Origin of the sequence: Rhodococcoides fascians NBRC 12155 = LMG 3623, assembly GCF_001894785.1 — a bacterium.
Lineage (GTDB): Bacteria > Actinomycetota > Actinomycetes > Mycobacteriales > Mycobacteriaceae > Rhodococcoides > Rhodococcoides fascians.
Window position 1 is genome coordinate 63,395 of record NZ_BCWW01000004.1, and the last position, 24,935, is coordinate 88,329.

At 65.0% G+C, this 24,935-nt stretch carries 25 protein-coding genes and 4 tRNA genes; 21 read left to right on the top strand and 8 right to left on the bottom strand.

Translation table 11 applies throughout. The features are described 5' to 3' along the window. Positions 1-20: 20 nt before the first annotated feature. The 7 genes from RFA01S_RS11580 to RFA01S_RS11610 form a co-directional block, all read right to left on the bottom strand. Positions 21-548 carry a GNAT family N-acetyltransferase gene (locus RFA01S_RS11580; RefSeq protein WP_032370463.1) on the bottom strand — a complete coding sequence of 176 codons (528 nt, stop codon included), beginning with the start codon at positions 546-548 and terminating at the stop codon, positions 21-23. Then, complete coding sequence (locus RFA01S_RS28170) at positions 545-997, bottom strand: hypothetical protein (protein ID WP_027496931.1); 453 nt, start codon at positions 995-997, stop codon at positions 545-547. Before RFA01S_RS28170 ends, RFA01S_RS11580 begins: the two co-directional genes overlap by 4 nt. A gap of 17 nt (positions 998-1,014) precedes the next feature. Next, entirely contained in the window at positions 1,015-1,722 is a 708-nt protein-coding gene (locus tag RFA01S_RS11590) for an alpha/beta hydrolase family protein (RefSeq protein ID WP_032408297.1), read from the bottom strand. Further along, complete coding sequence (locus RFA01S_RS11595; RefSeq protein WP_032370466.1) at positions 1,715-2,065, bottom strand: hypothetical protein; 351 nt, start codon at positions 2,063-2,065, stop codon at positions 1,715-1,717. Before RFA01S_RS11595 ends, RFA01S_RS11590 begins: the two co-directional genes overlap by 8 nt. 126 nt (positions 2,066-2,191) lie before the next feature. Further along, positions 2,192-2,266: transfer RNA gene (locus RFA01S_RS11600), tRNA-Val, on the bottom strand. A gap of 38 nt (positions 2,267-2,304) precedes the next feature. After that, positions 2,305-2,375, bottom strand: a tRNA-Cys gene (locus tag RFA01S_RS11605). Positions 2,376-2,392: 17 nt separating this feature from the next. After that, positions 2,393-2,464, bottom strand: a tRNA-Gly gene (locus RFA01S_RS11610). 265 nt (positions 2,465-2,729) lie between these two features. Here RFA01S_RS11610 and RFA01S_RS11615 point away from each other — a divergent pair. The 9 genes from RFA01S_RS11615 to pdxS all read left to right on the top strand — a co-directional run bounded on the left by RFA01S_RS11615 (position 2,730) and on the right by pdxS (position 10,931). Next, positions 2,730-2,801 (top strand) — tRNA-Val (locus RFA01S_RS11615). Between the two features lie 147 nt (positions 2,802-2,948). Then, positions 2,949-3,341 (top strand): TIGR02611 family protein, encoded by a 393-nt coding sequence (locus RFA01S_RS11620; RefSeq protein ID WP_094621941.1) that lies wholly within the window; start codon positions 2,949-2,951, stop codon positions 3,339-3,341. 101 nt (positions 3,342-3,442) lie between these two features. Continuing rightward, on the top strand, positions 3,443-5,503 hold the full coding sequence (gene thrS, locus RFA01S_RS11625; RefSeq protein ID WP_032365075.1) for a threonine--tRNA ligase: 2,061 nt from the start codon (positions 3,443-3,445) through the stop codon (positions 5,501-5,503). Between the two features lies 1 nt (position 5,504). Beyond that, positions 5,505-6,059, top strand: a complete 555-nt coding sequence (locus RFA01S_RS11630; protein WP_032365076.1) for an ATP adenylyltransferase — start codon at positions 5,505-5,507, stop codon at positions 6,057-6,059. 25 nt (positions 6,060-6,084) lie between these two features. After that, on the top strand, positions 6,085-6,768 hold the full coding sequence (pgsA, locus tag RFA01S_RS11635; RefSeq protein ID WP_027496936.1) for a phosphatidylinositol phosphate synthase: 684 nt from the start codon (positions 6,085-6,087) through the stop codon (positions 6,766-6,768). Continuing rightward, positions 6,765-7,670 carry a phosphatidylinositol mannoside acyltransferase gene (locus RFA01S_RS11640; protein ID WP_032408296.1) on the top strand — a complete coding sequence of 302 codons (906 nt, stop codon included), beginning with the start codon at positions 6,765-6,767 and terminating at the stop codon, positions 7,668-7,670. Before pgsA ends, RFA01S_RS11640 begins: the two co-directional genes overlap by 4 nt. Then, the gene (locus RFA01S_RS11645) at positions 7,667-8,791 is read left to right on the top strand and encodes a glycosyltransferase family 4 protein (protein WP_032365078.1); all 1,125 of its coding nucleotides are present in this window, start codon (positions 7,667-7,669) and stop codon (positions 8,789-8,791) included. The genes RFA01S_RS11640 and RFA01S_RS11645 overlap by 4 nt, the downstream gene beginning before the upstream one ends. Then, positions 8,791-9,816: an NUDIX hydrolase gene (locus tag RFA01S_RS11650; RefSeq protein WP_032365079.1), complete on the top strand. Its 1,026-nt coding sequence runs from the start codon at positions 8,791-8,793 to the stop codon at positions 9,814-9,816. The genes RFA01S_RS11645 and RFA01S_RS11650 overlap by 1 nt, the downstream gene beginning before the upstream one ends. Before the next feature lie 239 nt (positions 9,817-10,055). Beyond that, complete coding sequence (pdxS, locus tag RFA01S_RS11655; protein WP_094652899.1) at positions 10,056-10,931, top strand: pyridoxal 5'-phosphate synthase lyase subunit PdxS; 876 nt, start codon at positions 10,056-10,058, stop codon at positions 10,929-10,931. Between the two features lie 22 nt (positions 10,932-10,953). Here pdxS and RFA01S_RS11660 read toward each other — a convergent pair whose 3' ends face one another. Beyond that, entirely contained in the window at positions 10,954-11,607 is a 654-nt protein-coding gene (locus tag RFA01S_RS11660) for a nucleoside/nucleotide kinase family protein (RefSeq protein WP_230073520.1), read from the bottom strand. Positions 11,608-11,647: 40 nt separating this feature from the next. Between RFA01S_RS11660 and RFA01S_RS11665 the strand changes: the two genes are divergently transcribed. The 12 genes from RFA01S_RS11665 (at position 11,648) to RFA01S_RS11720 (ending at position 24,864) form a co-directional block, all read left to right on the top strand. Next, a complete protein-coding gene (locus RFA01S_RS11665; RefSeq protein WP_027496942.1) occupies positions 11,648-12,499 on the top strand; it encodes an acyl-CoA thioesterase in 852 nt (283 codons plus the stop codon). Then, positions 12,496-13,098 (top strand): pyridoxal 5'-phosphate synthase glutaminase subunit PdxT, encoded by a 603-nt coding sequence (gene pdxT, locus RFA01S_RS11670; protein WP_027496943.1) that lies wholly within the window; start codon positions 12,496-12,498, stop codon positions 13,096-13,098. The genes RFA01S_RS11665 and pdxT overlap by 4 nt, the downstream gene beginning before the upstream one ends. Positions 13,099-13,186: 88 nt before the next feature. Beyond that, complete coding sequence (locus RFA01S_RS11675) at positions 13,187-13,945, top strand: YebC/PmpR family DNA-binding transcriptional regulator (protein WP_027496944.1); 759 nt, start codon at positions 13,187-13,189, stop codon at positions 13,943-13,945. A 106-nt stretch (positions 13,946-14,051) separates the two neighbouring features. Further along, a complete protein-coding gene (gene ruvC, locus RFA01S_RS11680) occupies positions 14,052-14,669 on the top strand; it encodes a crossover junction endodeoxyribonuclease RuvC (protein WP_032370470.1) in 618 nt (205 codons plus the stop codon). After that, positions 14,666-15,271: a Holliday junction branch migration protein RuvA gene (gene ruvA / locus RFA01S_RS11685; RefSeq protein ID WP_027496945.1), complete on the top strand. Its 606-nt coding sequence runs from the start codon at positions 14,666-14,668 to the stop codon at positions 15,269-15,271. The genes ruvC and ruvA overlap by 4 nt, the downstream gene beginning before the upstream one ends. Positions 15,272-15,325: 54 nt before the next feature. Continuing rightward, positions 15,326-16,354, top strand: coding sequence for a Holliday junction branch migration DNA helicase RuvB (ruvB, locus tag RFA01S_RS11690; RefSeq protein ID WP_045841916.1), 1,029 nt, complete (start codon positions 15,326-15,328; stop codon positions 16,352-16,354). A 138-nt stretch (positions 16,355-16,492) separates the two neighbouring features. After that, positions 16,493-16,918 (top strand): preprotein translocase subunit YajC, encoded by a 426-nt coding sequence (yajC, locus tag RFA01S_RS11695; RefSeq protein WP_032408295.1) that lies wholly within the window; start codon positions 16,493-16,495, stop codon positions 16,916-16,918. A 160-nt stretch (positions 16,919-17,078) separates the two neighbouring features. Next, the gene (gene secD / locus RFA01S_RS11700) at positions 17,079-18,848 is read left to right on the top strand and encodes a protein translocase subunit SecD (protein ID WP_032365084.1); all 1,770 of its coding nucleotides are present in this window, start codon (positions 17,079-17,081) and stop codon (positions 18,846-18,848) included. Between the two features lies 1 nt (position 18,849). After that, positions 18,850-20,031: a protein translocase subunit SecF gene (gene secF, locus RFA01S_RS11705; RefSeq protein ID WP_027496949.1), complete on the top strand. Its 1,182-nt coding sequence runs from the start codon at positions 18,850-18,852 to the stop codon at positions 20,029-20,031. 20 nt (positions 20,032-20,051) lie between these two features. Next, on the top strand, positions 20,052-21,755 hold the full coding sequence (locus RFA01S_RS11710; RefSeq protein WP_032408294.1) for an ABC transporter substrate-binding protein: 1,704 nt from the start codon (positions 20,052-20,054) through the stop codon (positions 21,753-21,755). Next, a complete protein-coding gene (locus RFA01S_RS11715; protein ID WP_051365142.1) occupies positions 21,752-22,309 on the top strand; it encodes an adenine phosphoribosyltransferase in 558 nt (185 codons plus the stop codon). The genes RFA01S_RS11710 and RFA01S_RS11715 overlap by 4 nt, the downstream gene beginning before the upstream one ends. Positions 22,310-22,608: 299 nt before the next feature. Continuing rightward, complete coding sequence (locus RFA01S_RS11720) at positions 22,609-24,864, top strand: RelA/SpoT family protein (RefSeq protein WP_167327864.1); 2,256 nt, start codon at positions 22,609-22,611, stop codon at positions 24,862-24,864. Positions 24,865-24,935 lie beyond the last annotated feature (71 nt).

Genomic DNA, 24,935 nt, shown 5'->3' on the forward strand with positions numbered 1-24,935 from the left:
CTGCCTCGGTCGAGGCAGGCTCAGAGCTGCACCTGCATGACGTAGTCGTCGTGCGTCCGGTCGCCGACGACGAACGTCTTGGTGCCGACTGTCTCGAATCCGTACTTGGCATAGAACTTCTGGGCGCGGACGTTCTGTTGGTTGACGCCCAGCCACGCCCCTCGGCAGCCATGCCGACGAGCACTGTCCAGCGCCGACGTCATCAGGCGCGCTGCGACTCCGCCGCCGTGTTCGGTGGGTCGGACGTACAGCTTGCTGATCTCTACCGTCGGCTCGTGGGACAGCGCCGAGCGGATGCCGGAGTCGGTGGGAGTGCCGAACACCAGCATCGCGTATCCGAGTACCTGTGCCTCGGCCGACTCGTCGAGCAGTACGGTCCTGTTCGGGTCGGCGATGTACGTCTCGAAGTGCTTGGCCGACAACACGTTCGAGATGAAAGTCTCGATATCGCCGGGTTGCGTTCCCGGTGGGCAGGCCAAGGGGAAGGTCAGTGCGGCCAGATCGGCGACTCGGTGCGCATCCGCCGGGCCCGCCTCACGAACGCTCACAGCTGATCGACGGCATTCTTCGCGTCCCGCAACGACAGTCCTGTTCGATCGCGCAGCAGCTTGATCGCCGCAATCGCTTTGCCTTCCGATTTGAGTGCCGTCAGTCGGGGGAGGAGGTCGTCCCATCGCACGGGACCCGAACTCGCTGCATCGAGAATGGTCGACGGGGGAGGAAACGGTGCTCCGCGTTGCATCGTCTCGATTGCGTTCTTGGCATCGAGCAATCCGGCACCGGTTCGATCACGGAAAACCTTGATGGCCTGAATCTTCTTGTCGGCGGCCAACAATCGGTGAATTTCTGCTCGCGCACCGTCGTCCAGTCCTACCAGCTTCAGGCTCTGGGACGTGGCACGCGATCTGTCCGGCTTTCGACGCGCGAGGAACCAGGCCGCGAGCACCGCGGTATCGACGAGGACCAGCGCAACGATGAACCATCCCCAGGTCGGCATAACGTCAGTACACCACTTCAGCGTGACGGGTCGAAGAGCGGGACGACGCCCGACGGATCGGCGGGCAGCGACTCGAACAGTGAGACAGCAGCATCGAGAGTCCGCTGCGCTGCGTCGTACTTCGCCGGTGCGAGATCGTGGCCTGCACCGTCGATGTCGATCAGCAGTGTGGGCGCGGGAACCAGAGCGAACGCCGCCCCGAGTTCTTCGGTGGTAGCGAACGGATCCCTGGTGCCGTGCAGCACAACAGTGGGGGTACGTAGGTCGGGCAGATGGTGGGTCCGAAGCTTGTCGGGCTTTCCCGGTGGGTGCAGGGGATAGGACGTCAGCACCAGACCGTCCACGAGACCCGGCTGCTCCGACGCGATCATCGATCCCTGCCTGCCGCCGTACGAATGCCCGCCGAACACGACGAACCCGTCGGTTTCCGCACGCAGTCGATCGACGGCCGCGGCGATCCCCATCCGGTCCTCCTCGGAACGGGAGGGATGCGGAGGACCCTTGGCCTTGCGGACTCGGAACGGGAGGTCGAACCGCAAGACCGTGAAGCCGGCCGCCGCCCACATCGACGCAATGTTCTGTAGGAGCACCGACCCGCAGTTGCCGCCCGCACCGTGAGTGAGAGCGAGCCCTCCGCGCGACGGGATCGGCGGCGTGTGAAGAAACGCGACGCCCCCGCCGAGTTCGATGTCGGCGGGGGCGTCGGGAACGTCGTGTTCAGCCATCGGTCGAGGACGTTACCTTTTCGTCGCTGCCGGCGTGATCGGTGTCCGTGCTGTCTGTTTCGGAGCTGTCGGATGCATCCTGATCGTCGGCATCCACCATCTCACCGTTGTCGTCGACCATGTCGGCAAAGGCTGTACCCGCGACGGTGCCGTTGGTTCCGGGGAGAGCCACAGTGGGCCGAGCGCCGGGTCGGTATCGGTCGTCGAGTCCCTCGACCGATTTCTTCGCTTCTTCGAGTGTGGCGTCGTCGACCTGAGGCTCTTCGCTGTCGGTCGCGTTACCGGGGCCGGCCGTGTCGGTGGGTGTTTCGTCCGTGGGTGCACTGCGAGCATCGTCCGACACGTGAGTGTCCTTCCATCGAAGTGTGTGCGTCGTCTCCACTGTGCACTTCTATGGCGTGAATCACCACCGAGACTGGGTAAGCCACAAAAAAGGACCCCCTCGAAAGGGGGTCCTTTGTTCTGACTGTGGTGCGCGATACTGGGATTGAACCAGTGACCTCTTCCGTGTCAGGGAAGCGCTCTCCCGCTGAGCTAATCGCGCATGTCCTCGCATCGGCCTTCACAACCGATGCACTAGCGAGGTGGAGACGGGAATCGAACCCGTGTGCACGGCTTTGCAGGCCGTTGCCTCACCACTCGGCCACTCCACCATGGGTCGAGACCCTCGAGCGGATGACGGGATTCGAACCCGCGACCCTCACCTTGGCAAGGTGATGCGCTACCACTGCGCCACATCCGCATACCCCGGAGGCAATCACTGCTGGGCAGTTGCTGTCTCCGTGGTGCGGGGAAAACATTAACCCAACGGGAGTGAAACTCACAAATCTCGTGGTCAGCCCCAGAATTCGGGTCTCTGGCGGCTGTGAACCGTGTGAAAGATGGGGTCGGACCGAGTCCGGGGGAGTGAGGTCTGCGCTCGACACAGGCGTCGAATGCGACATGGACGAGTCGGAGCAGGCGATTCGATCCACTGCGACACCTCGTGTTAATGTTTTGCCTCGTTCGGTCCCGTGGCTCAGTGGAAGAGCGTCCGCTTCACACGCGGAAGGTCGCTGGTTCGATCCCAGCCGGGACCACAGACGCAGAAAGCCCGCACCGCTTGTCGGTGCGGGCTTTTTCGTGTTCGGTCCCGGTAATCTGACCCGGTGAGCACCGACGGATCCACGTCCCGCGAGGCGGACGGCAAGACCAGCACAGCGGACTCGAGTGGTCCGGCAGAACAGCTGGCGAAGAAGCATCGACGGTTTCGGTCTCGCATCGCCGAGAACAAGTCGCTCGATCTCGCCTACCGGATCACTGTCGGTGTCGTCGGAGCTCTGGTGTTGGCGTTGGGTGTGCTGGCCATTCCGTACCCCGGCCCCGGCTGGCTGATCGTGTTCGCAGGACTGGGCATCCTGGCCTCGGAGTTCGAGTGGGCCAAGGGCGCGCTGCGCTTCGTCCGCAAGAGGTACGACGCGTTCATGGCCTGGTTCTCGAAGCAGTCGATCGTCGTCAAGGGACTCGGCGTGTTGTTCACGACGGTCGTCGTGCTCGCAACACTGTGGCTTCTGGGCACTTTCGCGCTGGTCGGAGGTTGGTTCGGCCTCGACTGGACCTGGCTCGAGAGTCCCTTGTGACGCACGCGCCGCGCTGAGGGCCGCGCGGTGGCCCGTTGCCGATAGGCTGTCGGAGGCCTTCCTGGCCAGATGAACCGATCGAGGAGTACATCGCTGTGAGCATGCCCGTTGTCGCCGCCGTCTCGCCCGCCCGCATCTCGGTGCAGGCAGGAACGACCGCAGGTACGGCGCTACGCGACACCGGCCTGCCGAACAAGGGTCCCGACGCGATCGTCGTCGTGCGAGATCCGGAGGGCAAGCTCCGTGACCTGTCGTGGGCTCCCGACTCCGATACCGAGGTCGAGCCGGTCCCGGCGAACACCGAGGACGGGCGAAGCGTCATCAGGCATTCGGCTGCGCACGTTCTTGCTCAGGCCGTTCAGGAGCTCTTCCCCGATGCCAAGCTGGGCATCGGACCGTTCATCAAGGACGGCTTCTACTACGACTTCGACGTGAAGCAGCCGTTCACCCCAGAGGATCTGACTGCGCTCGAGAAGAAGATGAAGCAGATCGTCAAGGCCGGGCAGCGGTTCTCGCGTCGGGTGTACGAATCGGTCGATCAGGCCCGTGAAGAGTTGGCGAACGAGCCCTACAAACTCGAACTGATCGACGACAAGTCCGGGATCGACGATCCCGAGGTCATGGAAGTCGGCGGGGGAGAGCTCACCGCGTACGACAACCTCAATCCCCGTACCGGTGAACGCATCTGGGGCGATCTGTGCCGCGGCCCGCACATCCCCACCACCAAGTACGTGCCGGCGTTCAAGCTCACCCGCAGCTCGGCTGCGTACTGGCGGGGCAACCAGGACAACGCCGATCTGCAACGCATCTACGGCACCGCCTGGGAGTCCACCGAGGCGCTCGATGCGCATCTCGAGTTGCTCGCCGAAGCCGAACGTCGTGATCACCGCAAGCTCGGTTCCGAGTTGGACCTGTTCAGCTTTCCCGACGAACTGGGTTCCGGTCTTCCGGTGTTCCACCCCAAGGGCGGCGTGATCCGCAACGAACTCGAGAACTACTCACGTCAGCGCCACATCGAAGAGGGCTACGAGTTCGTCAACACCCCGCACATCACCAAAGGCCATCTGTACGAGGTGTCCGGTCACCTCGATTGGTACCGGGACGGCATGTTCCCGGCGATGCACCTGGATGCCGAACTCGACGAGAACGGCGACGTGCGCAAGCCCGGCCAGGATTACTACCTCAAGCCGATGAACTGCCCGATGCACAATCTGATCTTCCGCTCCCGCGGCCGCTCGTACCGTGAACTGCCGCTGCGCTTGTTCGAGTTCGGCTCGGTGTACCGCTACGAGAAGTCCGGCGTCATCCACGGTCTGACCCGAGTGCGCGGCATGACCCAGGACGACGCGCACATCTTCTGCACTCGCGACCAGATGCGCGGCGAGCTCACCAGCACCCTCGAATTCGTTCTCGGGCTGCTCAAGGACTACGGACTCGACGACTTCTACCTCGAACTGTCGACTCGTAATCCTGAGAAGTCCGTCGGCAGCGACGAAGTTTGGGAAGAGGCGACCACCACCCTCGCCGAGGTGGCCGCGGCGTCGGGTCTCGATCTGGTGCCCGACCCGGGCGGTGCCGCGTTCTACGGTCCGAAGATCTCGGTGCAGGCGAAGGATGCGCTCGGCCGCACCTGGCAGATGTCGACCATTCAGCTCGACTTCAACCTGCCCGAGCGTTTCGAGCTCGAGTACACCGGTTCCGGTGGTACCAAGGAGCGCCCGGTGATGATTCACCGTGCCCTGTTCGGATCCATCGAGCGGTTCTTCGGTGTGCTGACCGAGCACTACGCCGGTGCTTTCCCGGCCTGGCTGGCGCCCGTACAGGTCGTCGGAATTCCGGTGGCCGAGGTGCATCAGGACCACCTCTTCGCGGTGGTGAAGGAACTGAAGAAGCGCGGAGTCAGGGCCGAGGTCGATGCGAGCGACGACCGGATGCAGAAGAAGATCTTCAATCAGACAGCCCAGAAGGTCCCGTTCATGCTGCTGGCCGGCGAGCGAGACGTCGAAGCAGGTGCCGTCAGCTTCCGATTCCGGGACGGCACTCAGGTCAACGGGGTTCCGGTGGCGGAGGCCGTGACCGTGATCACCGAGTGGATCGCCGCGCGAAACAACGCATCACCGACCGCCGAACTTGTGCAGACCAGTACCGCCGGAGTGAGCTGACATGGAAGAACACGACGAGTCGATCGTCGCCACCGGTGCCGGTGAACCGGATCGGCTGCAGCGATTGTGGACTCCCCATCGGATGTCGTACATCGCCGAGGCCCCCCAGGGTTCGGCGGAGGGTTCGGTGAAGTCGACCGAGCCGTTCTCCGACATCCCGAAGATGACGGACGAGGACGGACTGGTCGTCGCGCGCGGCGAATCGGTGTATGCCGTACTCAACCTGTACCCGTACAACCCCGGCCACACGATGATCGTGCCGTACCGACGTGTCGCGGCGCTCGAGGATCTCACGCCCGCCGAGAGCTCGGAGCTGATGGCGTTCACGCAGAAGATGATTCGCGTGATCAAGCGAGTGTCGAGCCCGCACGGTTTCAATGTCGGCCTCAACCTCGGGGCGGCTGCAGGCGGTTCGCTGGCCGAGCACCTGCACCAGCACATCGTGCCGCGGTGGGGTGGTGACGCCAACTTCATCACGGTGATCGGCGGTGCCAAGGTGATGCCGCAACTGCTCCGCGACACTCGGGCCCTGCTTGCCTCGGCCTGGAACGAATGAACCACCGGCAAGGGGAGCGTGCGGCGTGCTGAGCATCTTCGGCCGTGCGCCGGTCTCGAAGTTGACGGCCCCATTGGGCCGCGCGCTCAACAGCACCGGCCTGACTCCGGACTCGGTGACAATCATCGGCACGGTCGTCACAGTGACCGCTGCGGTGACGATGTTCCCTGCCGGCTACCTGTGGTGGGGCTCGATCGTCATCACCCTGTTCGTTCTGTTCGACATGCTCGACGGCGCGATGGCTCGCGCACGAGGAGGCGGCACCAAATACGGTGCCGTTCTCGACGCGACGTGCGACCGCGTTGCGGACGGCGCGATATTCGGCGGCTTGGCCTGGTGGGCCGTGTATTCCGAGAACGACAAGCTACTGCTCGTTGCCACTCTCGTCTGCCTGGTCACCTCGCAGGTCATCTCGTACGCCAAAGCGCGCGCCGAGGCCAGCGGCCTGTCCGCGGACGGTGGTTGGATCGAACGACCCGACCGCCTCGTCATCGTTCTGGTCGGGGCCGGGCTCACCGGTGTCGGAAGACATTTCGACATTCCGTGGCTGGACAGTCTCATCTATCCCGCAATGTGGATTCTTGCCGCGCTGAGCATCGTGACCGTGTTCCAACGAGTGCTCGCCGTCCGCGGATCCGAGGGTGCCCGCGACATCATCGTGCCGCCGGCTCCGTCGGTCTCCGACGACGGCGGTGTGGAGCCGACATGAATCTGTCGGAACGCGCGTCCGACGCCGGGTACGCCGCGGGGTGGCGTCTCGTCCGGTCGTTACCCGAGGGTGTCGCCCGTCGGTTGTTCGACCGCGGTGCCGACTTCGCCTCGTCCCGTAATGGCGGCCCGGATCAGCTGCGCCGCAATCTCGCTCGGGTGCTGGGGACCACGGCGGAGCAGGTCCCGGATGACCTGATCCGAGACAGTGTTCGCTCCTACGCCCGGTACTGGCGTGAGGCATTCCGGCTGCCGTCCATGGACCTGGCCGCTCAGGCGGCCGTCATCGATCGGTGCGTGTACGGCAAGGAACATCTCGAAGCGGCGCTCGGTGCCGGCAAGGGAGTGGTGCTCGCACTACCGCACAGCGGCAACTGGGACATGGCCGGAATGTGGTTGGTACGGACGCACGGTGGCCTGTCGACCGTGGCCGAGAGGCTGAAGCCGGAGTCGCTGTACCAACGCTTCGTGGCGTATCGCGAGAGCCTGGGATTCGAGATCTTTCCGCTCAGCGGCGGCGAGCAACCGCCCCTGCTCGCGTTGTCCGACAGACTGCGCCAGAACAAGGTGGTCTGCCTGCTCGGCGAACGAGACCTGGCCAAGCACGGAGTACCGGTGACCTTCTTCGGGGAACCGACACGAATGCCGGCGGGTGCGGCCAAGCTCGCCATCGACACCGGTGCCACGCTGCTCCCGGTACACGGCTATTTCGACGGCGACGGTTGGGGATTCGACATCTCGCCCGCGGTGGACGTCTCGCAGGGAGTAGCCGCTGCGACCCAGACGGTTGCGGATCATTTCGTCGCCGGTATCCGCGCTCATCCCGCCGATTGGCACATGCTGCAGCCGCTGTGGATGAGCGACTGGTCGGCAGAGCGCCGGGCCCGAATCGAGGGCACATGAGAATCGGCATGGTGTGCCCGTACTCGTTCGACGTGCCGGGCGGAGTGCAGGCCCACGTCCAGCAGTTGGCCGAGGTCTTCATCGAGCGCGGTCACCGGGTCAGTGTGCTGGCCCCTGCCTCGGAGGGTGTCGAGCTCCCCGAATTCGTGGTGTCTGCCGGTGAGGCGCTGGCCATTCCGTACAACGGGTCGGTCGCCCGGCTGCGATTCGGCCCGGTGACGTACTCACGGATCCGAAAGTGGATCTCGGAGAACGACTTCGACGTGCTGCACATTCACGAGCCCAATGCGCCGAGTCTGTCGATGCTCGCACTCAAGGCCGCGGACGGCCCGATCGTGGCCACGTTCCACACGTCGACCACCAAGTCTCTCGTGCTCAGCACGTTCCAGGGCGTGCTGCGGCCCTATCACGAGAAGATCAGCGGTCGGATCGCCGTGTCCGAGTTGGCGCGGCGATGGCAGGTCGAGGCGCTCGGGTCCGATGCGGTCGAAATTCCGAACGGAGTCGACGTGCCGGCGTTCGCCGACGCAGACGTGCTCGACGGCTATCCGCGTCCGGGCCGGACAGTGCTGTTCCTGGGCCGCTTCGACGAACCGCGCAAGGGAATGGCCGTGCTGCTGGGCGCGCTACCGGCCCTCGTCGAATCTCACCCCGACATCGAAATTCTCATCGTCGGCAGGGGCGACGAGGACAAGCTTCGCAAGGAAGCAGGCGCGCTGGCCTCGCATCTGACCTTCCTCGGCCAGGTGGACGACGCGACGAAGGCTTCCGCGATGCGTAGCGCCGACGTGTATTGCGCCCCCAACCTCGGCGGCGAAAGCTTCGGCATCGTTCTGGTGGAGGCGATGGCAGCCGGAACCCCCGTGGTGGCAAGCGAACTGGACGCTTTCCGTCGGGTCCTACGCGACGGCGCATGTGGCCTGCTGGTTCCGATCGACGATTCCGCGGCCCTCGCGGCAGCCGTCACCTCCATTCTGTCCGACGACGCCGTCCGCGAGCGTCTCGTCGACGCCGCCTCGGCGGCCGTGTCCACGTACGACTGGCCTGTTGTCGCCGAGCAGATCCTGCGCGTGTACGAGACGGTCACCCTCGGCGGACAGAAAGTGCGAGCCGCGAGCTGATGACACTGTCTGCCGTCACCATCCTGGTTCTCGGACTGATCGCGGTTCTGATCCTCGTCGTCGGGCTGTGGGCCTACGGAACCGCCAACCGACTCGATCGGCTCCACGTTCGCACCGACCTCGCCTGGCAGGCCCTCGACGCCGCACTCGCGCGCCGAGCCGTCGTCGCGCGAGCCGTGTCGGCCGCCACCCGGGGCTCGGTGTCGTCGAGCAAAGAGCTTGCTGCACTGGCAGATCGAGCCGAACGCGCCGACCGGTCGCAGCGGGAGGAAGCGGAGAACGCGGTGTCCATGGCACTCGCCGTCGTCGAACCGGCCGCTCTGCCACCACAACTTGTCGCCGAACTCGCCGACGCGGAAGCACGCGTGTTGATCGCACGACGCTTCCACAACGACGCCGTCCGAGACACCCTCGCTCTACGGGTACGCCGTCCGGTCCGGTGGCTGCATCTCGGCGGCACCGCCGCCCTGCCGTCGTACTTCGAGATCGCGGAGCGCTCGGCCGCGGCAACGTTCGGTAGTGAGACTCGGGCGACGCCGCGTACCTCTGCGCGGGTGGTGTTGCTCGACGAGCGTGGCCGTGTCCTGCTCCTGCGTGGACACGACCCCACGGTGCCCGAGACGTTCTTCTGGTTCACCATCGGAGGTGCGGTCGAAAAGGGGGAGTCCCTTCGCGAGGCAGCGGTACGCGAAGTGCACGAGGAGACCGGCCTGACCGTCGACGCGTCCGACCTGCGCGGACCGCTGTGGCGTCGAGTTGCGACCTTCCCGTTCAACGGAACGTTGATCCGGTCCGAGGAACTGTTCTTCGCGCATCGGACGCAGGAGTTCGAGCCCGAGAGTGCCGGGTTCACGGACTTCGAGCGACGAACCGTCACCGGGCATCGCTGGTGTACCGAGGCAGACATCCGGGCGCTGAGTGCGGTCGGCGAAAACGTGTATCCACAGGATCTGGCCGAACTTCTCGACGAGGTCAACGTAGCGCTCGCGCGACGCGGCGACCCGGACGTCAGGGCCATCCGCTGACAATCTGGACCTTTCCGACCAGTCCAGCAATCGTCAAGTGGTTATGGGAAACGACGCGGTAGCGGCCTACAGTTCTGGGCGCGTCGCCGCGCCGGCCCGCCCCTTCGCGGGCAGGGCAGCGGCTCTGCGCGAAGATCCGGACTGCCGAGAACACAGGAGTTGGCTTGAGTACCCCACACGCCCCCAATTCGCCCGCTGCTTCCACTGGATCCGCTGACGGCGGGTCCAACGAGAACGGAATCGGCACCGCTCGCGTCAAGCGCGGTATGGCCGAGATGCTCAAGGGCGGCGTCATCATGGACGTGGTCACCGCAGACCAGGCGAAGATCGCCGAGGATGCCGGTGCCGTTGCCGTCATGGCGCTCGAGCGCGTTCCCGCCGACATCCGCGCGCAGGGCGGGGTGTCGCGGATGAGCGATCCGGACATGATCGACAGCATCATCTCCTCGGTCAGCATTCCGGTGATGGCCAAGGCCCGCATCGGGCACTTCGTCGAGGCGCAGATCCTGCAGAGCCTGGGTGTCGACTACATCGACGAGTCCGAGGTCCTCACCCCGGCCGACTACGCCAATCACATCGACAAGTGGAATTTCACCGTTCCGTTCGTGTGTGGTGCCACCAACCTGGGTGAAGCACTGCGTCGAATCACCGAGGGCGCAGCCATGATTCGCTCCAAGGGCGAGGCCGGCACCGGCGACGTCTCGAACGCGACGACCCACATGCGCAAGATTCGCGACGAGATTCGTCGTCTCACATCACTTCCCGAAGACGAGCTCTACGTCGCGGCGAAGGAATTGCAGGCTCCGTACGATCTCGTCGTCGAGATCGCCCGTGCCGGAAAGCTGCCCGTCACGTTGTTCACCGCCGGCGGCATCGCCACCCCGGCCGACGCAGCGATGATGATGCAACTCGGTGCCGAGGGAGTGTTCGTCGGATCGGGAATCTTCAAGTCCGGCAACCCGAAAGAACGTGCCGAGGCAATCGTCAAGGCCACTACCTTCTTCGACGACCCGGATGTCCTCGCCAAGGTCTCCCGTGGACTCGGCGAGGCGATGGTCGGCATCAACGTCGACGACCTGCCCGTCGCACACCGTCTCGCCGAGCGCGGTTGGTGACCGTCCTCTTCCGGTTGCGTAGCTACTGACTGCGTTCCAGTGCCGGGCGGTCCGGATGGTCCCACCGGACCGCGAAGTCCGGCCGCTCGGCGTACTCGTCGATCGAGTCGTAGTACTCGAGCAGTGCCGTGCAGGTCCATTGGTCGGCCGTGTCGGTTCTCCGACGCAGCGCACCCTCGGACAACCGCAACTGCACTCGAAGATCGACGTCCAGTCCTCGGCCCAGCAGCATCGGACCGGCAATCAGGACTATGTGATTCGGCGCGGCCTCGACGGTACGAGCGCGGGCGGATCGATCGGTTGCCTCATCCCACAGACGCGGCAGATAGTGACCTCGGCCACCGGCACGCAGCGGCGCGATGACCTCGCGGATCACGGCATCGTAGTCGAACCACACAGTGCGGTAGCTCAATTCGTCCGTTCGCGAATACTCGAATCGAATGGACGCCGGCCGGACGTAATCGTGCAGGTCGACGACGTCGGCACGCCTGCCCTGTGCGCGGGCGTGTTCGGCTGTGCGAGAGGCGAAGTCGACCGGCTTCGCGGCGTCGGCACCGTCGACGACAACGATCGTTCGCGACTCGGCGGGGCACGCATCGACGATCGACCTGGTCAGAAGATCGGGAAATATCGGTATCGGTTGACCCACACCGACCATCTTGCCTGGTCCACTCATTGTTAGCCTGAGCCGTTGTCACAGAAAGGTGGACACAGCCATGGCCAGCATCGAGGACATTCTCGAATTGGAACGAATCGAGAACGACATCTATCGGGGACGCACGTTCCCGAGCCGGCTGCCGCGGACGTTCGGCGGCCAGGTTGCCGGCCAGGCGCTCGTCGCGGCCGTGCGCACCGTGGCACCCGAGTTCCGCGTGCATTCGCTGCACGGCTACTTTCTTCGGCCGGGTAACCCGAACGAGCCGGCCGTGTTCATGGTCGATCGCATTCGGGACGGCCGGTCGTTCTGCACTCGTCGAGTGACCGGAATTCAGCACGGCAAGGCCATCTTCACGATGTCCGCCTCGTTCCACGGCGACGACGACGGGATCTCCCATCAGGACCTCATGCCCGAGGTGGTCGGACCGGAATCGTTGCCCGACCCGACCACTCTGGCGGAGTACGACACCTCCTACTACAAGGAGTGGTCCGAATGGGACATCCGTCTCATTCCCGACGATCAGACCGTCAAGCATCCCAGTTTCGCTGCGCAGCAACGGGTCTGGTTCAGGTACCGCGACACGCTGCCCGACGATCAGGTGTTCCATGTCTGCGCGCTCGCCTACATGAGCGACATGACGCTCATCGGATCGGCCAAGGTGCCGCACCCGGACGCCGTCACGCAGACGGCCTCCCTCGATCACGCGCTGTGGTTCCTCAGGCCGTTCCGAGCGGACGAATGGCTGCTCTACGACCAGACGTCGCCGTCCGCTGATTTCGGACGAGCACTGGCACAGGGGCGAATCTTCGACATCTCCGGTCGTATGGTCGCCGCCGTCGTCCAAGAGGGACTGATGCGCTTCGAGCGGGACACCTCGAAGCCACACGTCGATCCCTTCGGATTGAAGTGACGCCGCCGACGATCGGCGTACTCGCACTGCAGGGCGATGTTCGCGAGCACTTGGCCGCACTGGAGTCGAGCGGTGCGCACGGAATCACCGTGCGGAGGCCGGACGAACTCGCCCGAATCGACGGGTTGATCATTCCCGGCGGCGAATCCACGACGATGAGCACTCTGCTCGGTGTATTCGATCTGCTCGGGCCGCTGCGCGCTCGTCTGGCCGAGGGTATGCCCGCGTACGGATCGTGCGCGGGGATGATCCTGTTGGCGTCGGACATTCTCGACACCAGGCCCGACGCGGAACACCTCGACGGTCTCGATATCACCGTGCGCCGCAACGCTTTCGGCCGACAGGTCGACTCGTTCGAGACCGATCTCGAATTCGCCGAGATCGAGGGCGGACCGATGCGCGCAGTGTTCATTCGTGCGCCTTGGGTCGAGCGTGTCGGTGCGGACGTCGAAGTACTCGCCACCGTCCCGAACGGGCCAGCTGCGGGCCGCGTGGTTGCCGTGCGGCAGAACCGAGTGCTGGCCACCAGCTTCCATCCCGAGGTCACCGGAGACGATCGAGTGCACCGACTCTTCGTGGACATGGTGCGCAGCGCGTAGAAACCCGTAATCGCCGGTTGGGGCGGAGCGATGACACGGGCGAGTAAAGTCGACAACACCGAATTCGAGCAGGAAGGGGCTCTATCGCATGAGCGGCCACTCAAAATGGGCCACCACCAAGCACAAGAAGGCGGTGATCGACGCCCGACGCGGCAAGTCGTTTGCCAAGCTCATCAAGAACATCGAGGTGGCGGCCCGCACGGGTGGTGGTGACCCCACGGGCAACCCGACGCTCTACGACGCCATCCAGAAGGCGAAGAAGACGTCGGTTCCCAACGACAACATCGAACGTGCGCGCAAGCGCGGAGCCGGCGAAGAAGCGGGCGGAGCCGACTGGCAGACCATCATGTACGAGGGTTACGGCCCCAACGGTGTCGCCATCCTCATCGAGTGCCTCACCGACAACCGCAATCGTGCAGCAGGCGAGGTTCGAGTAGCAATGACTCGAAACGGCGGAAACATGGCCGATCCGGGTTCGGTGTCCTACCTCTTCTCACGCAAAGGCGTCGTGACGCTCGAGAAGAACGGACAGAGCGAGGACGACGTGTTGATGGCGGTTCTCGAGGCCGGTGCCGAGGAAGTGAACGACAACGGCGACACGTTCGAGATCGTCAGTGAGCCGACCGATTTGATCGCAGTGCGTACCGCACTGCAGGACGCGGGCATCGACTACGACTCCGCGGAGGCGAGCTTCCAGGCTTCGGTCAACGTCCCGGTGGACGCGGACGGAGCGCGCAAGGTCTTCAAGCTGATCGACGCCCTCGAAGACAGCGACGACGTGCAGAACGTCTGGTCCAACGTCGACCTGTCGGACGAGGTCATGGCCGAACTGGACGACGAGGACTGACCCGGTCCTTGCGCTCACGGTGATCGACCGGGTGTCGTAGCCCTGATCCGTCGGTGCGCTCCGCTACGCTATCGAACAACAGTTCGTAAGCGGAAGGTGTGGTGGCGTGCGGGTGATGGGTGTCGACCCCGGTCTCACCAGGTGTGGGCTCAGTTTGATCGAGGGAGGCGTCGGTCGCACAGTCGTCGCTCTCGACGTGGATGTGGTCCGGACTCCCGCCGACATGGATCTCGCGCAGCGTCTGCTGCGGATATCCGAAGCAGCGGAATACTGGCTCGATACACACAAGCCGTCGGTCGTGGCGATCGAGCGAGTGTTCGCTCAGCACAACGTACGGACGGCCATGGGCACCGCGCAGGCAGGCGGCGTCATCGCACTGGCTGCGGCCCGGCGCGGTATCGACGTCTGCTTCCACACTCCCAGTGAGGTGAAGGCAGCCGTCACCGGCAACGGTTCGGCCGACAAGGCGCAGGTCACCGCCATGGTCATGCGCATTCTCGGGCTGCAGACCGCGCCGACTCCCGCTGATGCCGCAGATGCGTTGGCTCTGGGTATCTGTCACTGCTGGCGCGCCCCGATGATCGCCCGGATGGCCAAAGCCGAGGCGATGGCCGCCGAACAGAAGCGCAAGTACGACGCGCGTCTGGCCGAGGAACGCAAAGCTCGCGCCGCCGTGGCGCGCAAAATCGAGAAACTGGCCAAGAAGGAGGCGGGCGCACGGTGATCGCATCCATTCGCGGGTCGGTGATCGACATCGCTCTCGATCACGCAGTACTCGAGGCGGCCGGTGTCGGATATCGCGTCAATGCCACACCGGCGACGTTGGCGACGCTGCATCGGGGGAGCGAGTCCACTCTGCTCACCACCATGATCGTTCGCGAGGACTCGCAAACGCTGTACGGGTTTCCCGACAAGGAATCACGTGAGCTGTTCGAGCTGCTGCTCACGGTTTCCGGAGTCGGGCCACGAATTGCGATGGCCACACTTGCGGTACACGAACCCGACTCCCTGCGAACAGCTTTGGCGGACAGCGACATCGGGGCCCTCACCAGAGTTCCCGGTATCGGCAAGCGCGGGGCCGAGAGGATGGTGGTCGAGCTGCGAGACAAGGTCGACGCCGTTGTCGGCCGCGCCGGCAGTTCCGCGGTGCCCGGTTCCGGGGCCGGCAACTCGATGCGCGATCAGATCGTCGAAGCCCTGATCGGTCTCGGATTTCCGGCGAAGCAGGCCGAGGAGGCCACCGACGCGGTACTCGCACAGCAGCCCGAGGCCACGACGTCCACCGCACTGCGGGCCGCGTTGGCGTACCTCGGTAAGTCCAGGTAGGTCGGCGTGACCGAGGACGACGAGTTCGGGGAATCCCAGGTCGGTGCGGAGGCCATGTCCGACGACCTCGACATCGAGACCAGTCTGCGTCCGAAGAACCTCACCGATTTCATCGGTCAGCCTCGGGTGCGTGAGCAACTGCAGCTGGTGCTCTCGGGGGCGAAGATGCGCGGCGGCACCCCCGATCACATCCTGATGTCGGGTCCGCCCGGCCTGGGAAAGACCAGCATGGCGATGATCATCGCCGCGGAACTCGGCACGTCACTGCGGTTGACCTCCGGGCCCGCCCTCGAGCGTGCGGGCGATCTGGCCGCGATGCTCAGCAACCTCGTCGAAGGGGACGTGCTGTTCATCGACGAGATTCATCGGATCGCCCGGCCGGCCGAGGAAATGTTGTATCTGGCCATGGAGGACTTCCGTGTCGACGTGATCGTCGGCAAGGGGCCGGGAGCGACATCCATTCCCTTGGAGGTCGCCCCGTTCACTCTCGTCGGTGCGACCACCCGGTCCGGCGCGCTCACCGGACCGCTGCGCGACCGCTTCGGGTTCGTGGCGCACATGGATTTCTACGAGCCGAGTGAACTCGAACGAATTCTGATGCGATCCGCCGGGATTCTGGGTGTCCCCATCGACCGTGACGGCTGCGCCGAGATCGCAGGACGCTCGCGTGGCACACCCCGAATCGCGAACCGACTGCTGCGCCGAGTTCGCGACTACGCGGACGTGCGCGGGGACGGCACCGTCACCCAGGACACCGCCAAGGCCGCGCTCGTGGTCTACGACGTGGACAAGCTCGGACTGGATCGCCTCGACCGTGCCGTCCTCAGCGCGCTGATCCGAAGTTTCGGCGGGGGACCGGTGGGAGTGTCCACTCTCGCTGTCGCCGTCGGCGAGGAGCCCTCGACGGTCGAGGAAGTGTGTGAGCCGTTCCTGGTACGGGCCGGGATGATCGCCCGCACGCCGCGCGGTCGCGTCGCCACCGCCGCCGCCTGGCACCACCTCGGTCTCACCCCACCGCCGGACCTCGCAGTCGGGGGAATTTCGGTGCGATCGGCCGAGGTCCAGCAGGGATTATTCGAGTGAAACGGCCGCAACACGAGACGAACGGACCGAGCGGGCCACAGGTGATGGCACACTGGGTAGCTGCGAGGCCCGCACCAGCGATGTTCTCGCACGAGACAATGACGATTATCGAACCGAACTTCGAGGACTGACCTTCCGATGGATTTGCTGTTTCCGCTGCTGATCGTGGCCCTTCTGGTACCGCTGTTTCTCAACGCGCGCCGACAGAAGAAGGTGCTGGCCAAGACCACGGAAATGCAGGACTCGCTGAAGGTCGGCGACGAGGTCGTCACCACCGCAGGCCTGTATGCACGAGTGGTCCTGGTCGAGGACGACACGATCGACCTCGAGATCGCCGACGGCGTCATCACGACGTGGTCACGCGCCGTCGTGCGTGAGGTTCTGCCCGACGACACCGAGTTCGACGACGGCGAGTCGGGCGAGAACACCTTCGATTCGGTGCCCGGCGCCGGCACCGCCGCGGTCGGCCCCACCGAGCCGGCAGCTCCGTCGCTGCACAAGGACGTCGGGAACCCCGCCGACGAAACCGTCGAGCAGACGACGAAGCGCCTCGAAAAAGAGTGACGTAACGAAGATCCGAACCGCTGTCGGAGACACAATCCGGCAGCGGTTTCGTCTGCGGTGAGCGTCGTGGTGCACAATCGCACCGCCCGCCGCTGACACAACGAGGCACGAGCCAACAGGAACAGACACTTTTCCACCGCCCAGAGGAGAATCACACACCGTGGCACCTTCCAGCGGATCGGTGCATCCCGCCCGCTATCTCGCCGTCTTCGCGGTGCTGATGGCGGCGGTGTATGCCCTGGTCTTCTTCACCGGAGACAAAGACCCCTCGCCGAAGTTGGGAATCGACCTGCAGGGCGGCACGCGAGTGACGCTGACTGCACGCACGCCCGACGGGAATGCGCCGTCGCAGGACAGCCTCAAGCAGGCGCAGCAGATCATCGAGACCCGCGTCAACGGTCTCGGCGTGTCCGGTTCCGAGGTGGTCATCGACGGCGACAATCTCGTCATCACGGTGCCCGGTGACGACAGCTCTCAGGCGAGAACTCTGGGGCAGACCGCTCGACTGTTCATTCGTCCGGTGGTGGGGTCGGTTGCACCATCCGCAGGCCAGGCGACGCCGGGTTCTCCGCAGACCCCGACGGACCCGGCTGCGCCGGCAGATCCGGCGACAGCCGTCGATCCTGCTGCTCCAGCTGCTCCGCAGAGTCGGGTGTTTCCGGCGCAGGATCCGACGACGGTAGACCCGACCCCCGCTCCGACAACCGGTGCTCCGGCCTCGGACGCACCCGCGACGGACGCCCCGACCTCGAGTGATCCCGCCGAAAACGCGTCGCTGTCCGACGCCGATCGCGCAGCCCAGGAGATCGCCGACGCGAAGGCGCTTCGTCAGAGCGAGGATCAGCAGATACAGCAGCTCGCCATGCAGTCGCTCGATTGCAACGCCGCGGACCCGCTTGCCGGCAACGACGATCCTGCACTCCCGCTCGTGGCCTGCTCCACCGACGGAACAGCTGTCTACCTTCTCGGTCCGACGATCATCGACGGTCAGCAGATCGCCGACGCGACGTCGGGATTCGACAACCAGCAGGCTCAGTTCCAGGTGAGCCTGACGTTCGATTCCGAGGGGTCGAACACCTGGGCGCAGTTCACGGCTGCGAACCTGCAGAAGCAGGCCGCATTCGTACTGGACTCGAAGGTGATCAGCGCGCCGGTCATTCAGGGTGCCACTCCCGCCGGTAGTGCCACGTCGATCACCGGCAACTTCAACGCGCAGAGCGCTTCCGAACTGGCCAACACGCTCAAGTACGGTTCGCTGCCACTGTCGTTCGTGTCCTCCGAGGCCGAAACGGTCTCGGCCACATTGGGATTGGCGTCACTCGAAGCAGGCCTGATCGCCGGTGCCATCGGCTTGGCACTCGTGCTGGTCTACTGCCTGCTGTACTACCGAGCCCTCGGCCTGCTCACGGCTCTGTCGTTGGCGCTGGCCGGGCTCGTCGTCTACGGCATTCTGATCCTGCTCGGCAGGTGGATCAGCTTCACCCTCGACCTCGCCGGCATCGCCGGCCTGATCATCGGTATCGGTATGACCGCGGACTCTTTCGTGGTGTTCTTCGAACGCATCAAGGACGAGATTCGCGAGGGCCGCAGCTTCCGATCAGCAGTGCCCCGCGGTTGGGCCCGCGCACGCAAGACCATCCTGTCCGGGAACGCGGTCAGCTTCATCGCCGCTGCCGTTCTGTACGTACTGGCAGTGGGTCAGGTGCGCGGCTTCGCGTTCACCCTGGGACTGACGACCATCCTCGACGTCATCGTCGTGGTGCTGGTGACGTGGCCGCTGGTGAATCTGGCGTCGAAGTCGAAATTCTGGTCCAAGCCGTCCGTCAACGGTCTCGGCGCGGTCCAGCAGATCGCGCTCGAACGAAAGCGCGCCGCCAACAAGGCAGTCGCCGTCAAGACCGGCGCCGCGTCGCCGTCGAAGGAGGCATGACATGTCCGATACGGCCACCTCGACCCCATCGCCTCTCGACGATTCGAGCGTCGACCAGTCCACGCAGCCCAGGCACAGTTGGTTATCTCGTCTCTACACCGGCACCGGTGCATTCGAGATCGTCGGACGCCGCAGGTTCTACTACGTGCTGACCGGCGTCATCGTGCTGATCTGCCTGCTCAGCTTCCTCGTGCGTGGGTTCACGCTCGGTATCGACTTCGAGGGCGGCACCCGCATCGCATTGCCCGCCGCGGACAACATCTCCACCGAGCAGGTCGAAACCGTCTACAACGACTCGCTGGGTATGCCCCCGGTGTCGGTCCAGACGGTCGGCTCGGGTGCCGCGGCCACGGTGCAGATCCGTTCCGAGGCGCTCGATCCAGCCGAAGTCGACACTCTTCGACAGGCGCTGTTCCAGTCCTTCCAGCCGCAGGACAACTCGGGCACCGCAACGCCCAATGCCATCAGCGTCTCCGACGTGAGTGAGACATGGGGGAGTCAGATCACCCAGAAGGCTCTGATAGCCCTCGCGGTGTTCCTGGTGATCGTCAGCATCTACATCGCCATCCGATACGAACGGGACATGGCGCTGGCGGCCCTGGCCGCATTGGGCTTCGACCTCGTCGTCACCGCGGGCGTCTATTCACTCGTCGGCTTCGAGGTGACCCCGGCCACGGTGATCGGTCTGCTGACCATTCTGGGATTCTCGCTGTACGACTCCGTCGTGGTGTTCGACAAGGTGGAGGAGAACACCCGAGGCATCTTGAACCTGCACCGCAAGACGTACGCGGAGCAGGCCAACCTTGCCGTGAATCAGACTCTGATGCGATCGATCAACACGACCGTGATCGGCGTTCTGCCGGTTATCGCGTTGATGATCGTCGCGGTCTGGCTGCTGGGCGTGGGAACGCTCAAGGATCTCGCTCTCGTGCAGCTCGTCGGCATGATCGTCGGTGCCTACTCGTCCATCTTCTTCGCCACGCCGCTGTTGGTGACCCTGAAGGAGAAGTGGGGCCCGGTCGCGGTCCACACTCGCAAGGTCCACTCCAAGCGTGCCGACGCGGCGGCGCGCGCCGCCGGTCTCGCACCCGAACCGGTGGCCGTCGGCGTGGATGTCAGCAAGGCGTCGGCACCGCAGCCCGGCAATCGCCCCACTGGGAAGCGGAACAAGAAGCGCCGATAGCGAGATCGTAGAGATGGAGAGTGCACGTGGAACGTAGGTGGAGCGCGGCACTGCTGGCAGCGGGTCTGGCCGCAGCGTCGCTCACCGCATGTTCGGCCTCGGAGGACAAGGTGCCTTCCATCGGGTACTCGTTCGACAACGTGGTGAACAACTACAACGCCAGGACCGTCGACGGGGCCGCGTCGGGAGCGCGTCAGGCGTTCACACGAGTCCAGGTCGGGTTCAGCTATCTGGGACCGGACGGTGATGCGCTGTCGGACAACGACATCGGTACCGTCGCGGTCGTGCCAGGGGACGTTCTGACGCTGCAGTACACGATCGCGCCTGCGGCGAAATACTCCGACGGCGCACCGATGGCGTGCGATGACCTGGTGCTGGCGTGGGCCGCCAACAGCGGCCGGTTCGCCACCGACCGTCCCCTGTTCGACGCGGCGTCGACGGCGGGATACTCCGACATCGCGAGCATCGACTGCGTCCCCGGGTCCAAGGACGCCACCGTCGTCTTCGCCCCGGGCCGCAGCTACCAGAACTGGCGAGCTCTGTTCGGTGCCACCGATCTGTTGCCCGCACACGTGGCTGCGCGCGCGGCCGGGGTACCGAACGTCGTCGATCCCATAGTGGCCGGCGATGACGGTGTCGTCTCTCGGATCGCCGATTTCTGGAACACCGGGTGGACGTTGACGCCCGGTTCTGTCGACACGTCTCTGTTGCCGTCGGCCGGTCCGTACCGCGTCGACTCGTACACCGCCGAGGACGGGTTGGTTCTGGTCGCGAACGACGCCTGGTGGGGCATTCCGCCCGAGACGCAGAGAGTCGTGATCTGGCCCAAGGGCACCGACGTCCCGGCGAAGATCAACGATGGATCTCTGGACGTGATCGACCAGGGTGCGGGCGCGAACGATCTGGGTTCGACAGAGGGGTTCGAGACCGTCACGGAACCGTCGCGAGGCGTCGAGCAGCTGACGTTCGCGACCCAGGGCGCGCTGGCGGAAGCGAGTGCTCGCCGGGCCGTGGCCGCATGCATCCCGCGAACGGACCTGTTCGACACACTCGGGCACCCTGGCTTCGAGGCACCGCCGGCCGGGCCCGGCTCCAGCGTCGTCGATTCTCGGCTGATGCAACCGGACACTCTGGTGTACCCCTCGGTTGCCGGGACGGTCGGCGACCGGTACCAGCGGTCGGACCTGGACCGCGCGGGCAAGGAACTGGCCGCATCGGGTAGCAGTGCGCTGACCGTACGCGTCGGCTACCTGGCACCGGACGCGCGCCGCGCTCAGCTGGTCAGCCGAATGGCGAGCGATTGTGCGGCGGCGGGGATCACCGTCGAGGACGCGAGCTCACCGGAGTTCACGCCGTCCGCGCTTCGTGCCGGAACAGTGGACGCCGTTCTCGGCGGCGCGGGGTCGCTGCCAGGGCCGACCGGCTCGGCGTCGTCCGTCGTCGCACGGTACTCGTTGCGAACCGGTATCGGCCTCAACGTGGGCGGGTACAGCAACGGGCGGATCGACTCGATCGTCGACCAGCTGGCGGTGACCGACGATCCCGAGCGCGTGCTGGCGTTGGCGACCGAGGGCGAGAACATTCTGTGGAACGACATGCCGTCGCTTCCGCTGTACAGCGAGCCGCGCACCACCGTCGTGAGCGACGGTATGCAGGACGTCGTGGCCAACCCCACGGCGGCCGGTGCCGGCTGGAACATGGATCGGTGGGTACTTTTGAAATGAGCGATGCGACAGTGACTCAGGACGGCGGGGTGCGCGGTGATGCCGTGTCGGCCGTGCATCGGCTGACGCGGTGGGTGGACGATTTTCCCGTGGACGGGGTGCGGTTCGGCGACCTGACCCCGGTGTTCGCGGAGGGGCCCGCGTTGCGCAGCGTCGTCACGGCATTGGCGGAGGGTTTCGAGAACGTCGATCTGGTGGCGGGCATCGATGCCCGAGGGTTTCTGCTGGGAGCGGGCGTGGGACTCGAGCTCGGTTGCGGGGTGCTCGCTGTACGCAAGGCGGGCAAACTGCCGCCGCCCGTGCACTCGCGAACCTACGATCTCGAATACGGAACCGCGGAACTGCAGATTCCGACCTCCATCGAGCTGGCCGGTCGACGGGTGCTCGTGGTCGACGATGTCCTCGCCACCGGCGGTACCGTCGATGCGACAGCTCGGTTGTTGGCCGAGCAGGGCGCGGTGGTGGTCGGGGCGACCGTGGTGTTGGAAATCGAGGCGCTCGACGGCCGCAGCAAGTGCAGTGACTACCCGCTCGCCTGCCTGGTTCGAGTCTGAGGACTAAAGTCGACTGATACAGCGTCGACCGGATCTGTCCTGGCGTCGGCGCGAATGTGTGGCAGGAGGTGATGAGAGTGACCCGTTACATCGATCAGCCCTTGCCCGAGCGGCCCGCAGTCGCCGATCGGCCGGGAACCGGTGCGGATTCGGTCGCGTCCGGCGATACGAGCGCGGTCGTCGATACCGCAGTGGTCAACGATCCGGTGGTGGACAGACCGGGCGTGCGCGAGCCGGTGTCGAGTGATTCGGCGCAGGCCGACGACCAGGCGCCGTCGGGTGCACGCAATTCGGCACCCGTGCCCACCTCGGCCTCCCGTCGAGTTCGGGCGCGGCTCGCTCGTCGCATCACGGCCGGACGCAGCGCGGCGGTCAAGCCCGTCCTCGAACCTCTGGTCAGTCTGCATCGCGAGCTGTATCCCAAGGCCGATCTGACGCTGCTGCAGCGGGCCTACGACGTCGCGGACGAGCTGCATTCCACACAGATGCGCAAGTCCGGCGACCCGTACATCACCCATCCACTTGCCGTGGCGAACATCCTCGCCGAACTGGGTATGGACACCACCACGCTGGTTGCGGCCCTGCTGCACGACACGGTGGAGGACACCGGCTACTCGTTGGCCAAGTTGACCGAGGAGTTCGGTGACGAGGTGTCCCATCTTGTCGACGGGGTCACCAAGCTGGACAAGGTCGTACTGGGGACGGCCGCCGAGGGCGAGACCATCCGAAAGATGATCATCGCGATGGCGCGGGACCCGCGGGTGTTGGTCATCAAGGTCGCCGATCGACTGCACAACATGCGCACGATGCGATTCCTGCCCCCGGAGAAGCAGGCCCGCAAGGCCAAGGAAACACTGGAAGTCATTGCGCCGCTTGCTCATCGGCTGGGTATGGCCACCGTCAAATGGGAGCTCGAAGACCTGGCCTTCGCCATTCTCCATCCCAAGAAGTACGACGAGATCGTTCGGTTGGTCGCAGATCGGGCACCGTCCCGCGACACGTACCTCGAGAAGGTACGGGCCGAGATCAACGCCACACTGGCGGCATCGAGAATCAGCGCCGTCGTCGAGGGACGTCCCAAGCACTACTGGTCGATCTACCAGAAGATGATCGTCAAGGGCCGCGACTTCGACGACATCCACGACCTCGTGGGAGTGCGCATTCTGTGCGACGAGATCCGCGACTGCTATGCCGCGGTCGGCGTCGTGCACTCGCTGTGGCAGCCGATGGCGGGCCGCTTCAAGGACTACATCGCGCAGCCACGGTACGGCGTCTACCAGTCGCTGCACACCACGGTGATCGGGCCCGAGGGCAAGCCACTCGAAGTGCAGATTCGCACCAGGGACATGCACCGCACCGCGGAGTTCGGTATCGCTGCTCACTGGCGATACAAGGAGACCAAGGGCAAGCACTCTCAGGACAACGCCGAGGTCGACGACATGGCGTGGATGCGCCAGTTGCTCGACTGGCAGCGTGAAGCGGCCGACCCGGGCGAGTTCCTCGAATCTCTGCGCTACGACCTGGCGGTCAAGGAAATCTTCGTCTTCACCCCGAAGGGCGATGTCGTCACGCTTCCCGCCGGATCCTGTCCGGTTGACTTCGCCTATGCGGTGCACACCGAAGTGGGTCACCGCTGTATCGGAGCCCGGGTCAACGGTCGCCTGGTGGCACTCGAACGGACCCTCGACAACGGCGAGGTGGTCGAGGTCTTCACGTCCAAGGCCGTCACGGCCGGGCCGAGTCGAGATTGGCAGGGCTTCGTCGCGTCACCGCGTGCGAAGACCAAGATCCGTCAGTGGTTCGCCAAGGAACGTCGCGAAGAGGCCCTCGAAGCCGGTAAGGACGCCATCGCGAAAGAGGTCCGTCGCGGCGGACTTCCGTTGCAGCGCTTGATGAATGCCGAGTCCATGTCGGCCATCTCCCACGAACTGCGGTACGTGGACGTGTCGGCGCTGTACACCGCGGTCGGTGAGAACCACGTTTCTGCTCGCCACGTCGTGCAGAGGCTGGTCGCTCATCTCGGTGGTGTCGGTGACGTCGAGGAAGAGCTCGCGGAGCGCTCTACGCCGTCGACCATTCCGACCAGACCGCGTCAGGTCGGAGACGCCGGGGTGCTGGTCACCGGTGCCGAGGGTGTCGTGGCAAAACTCGCCAAGTGCTGCACCCCTGTGCCCGGGGACGAGATACTCGGGTTCGTCACCCGCGGCGGGTCGGTCAGCGTCCACCGCACCGACTGCACCAATGCGCGGTCGCTCGAGGAGCAGTCCGAGCGCTTCATCGAGGTGCAATGGGCACCGTCGGCCTCCTCGGTGTTCCTCGTGGCCATTCAGATCGAGGCCCTGGACCGGCATCGGTTGCTCTCGGACGTCACGAAGGCTCTGGCCGACGAGAAGGTCAACATCCTCTCGGCATCCGTCGCGACGTCGGGCGATCGGGTGGCTATCAGCAAGTTCACGTTCGAGATGGGTGACCCCAAGCATCTGGGGCACGTGCTGAACGTCGTGCGCAACGTGGAGGGCGTGTACGACGTGTACAGGCTCACGTCGGCGGCCTGACCGAATTCCGACCCGATACGACAACAGGGTGAGCAGAAATTTCTGCTCACCCTGTCGTCGTCGTGCGGTAC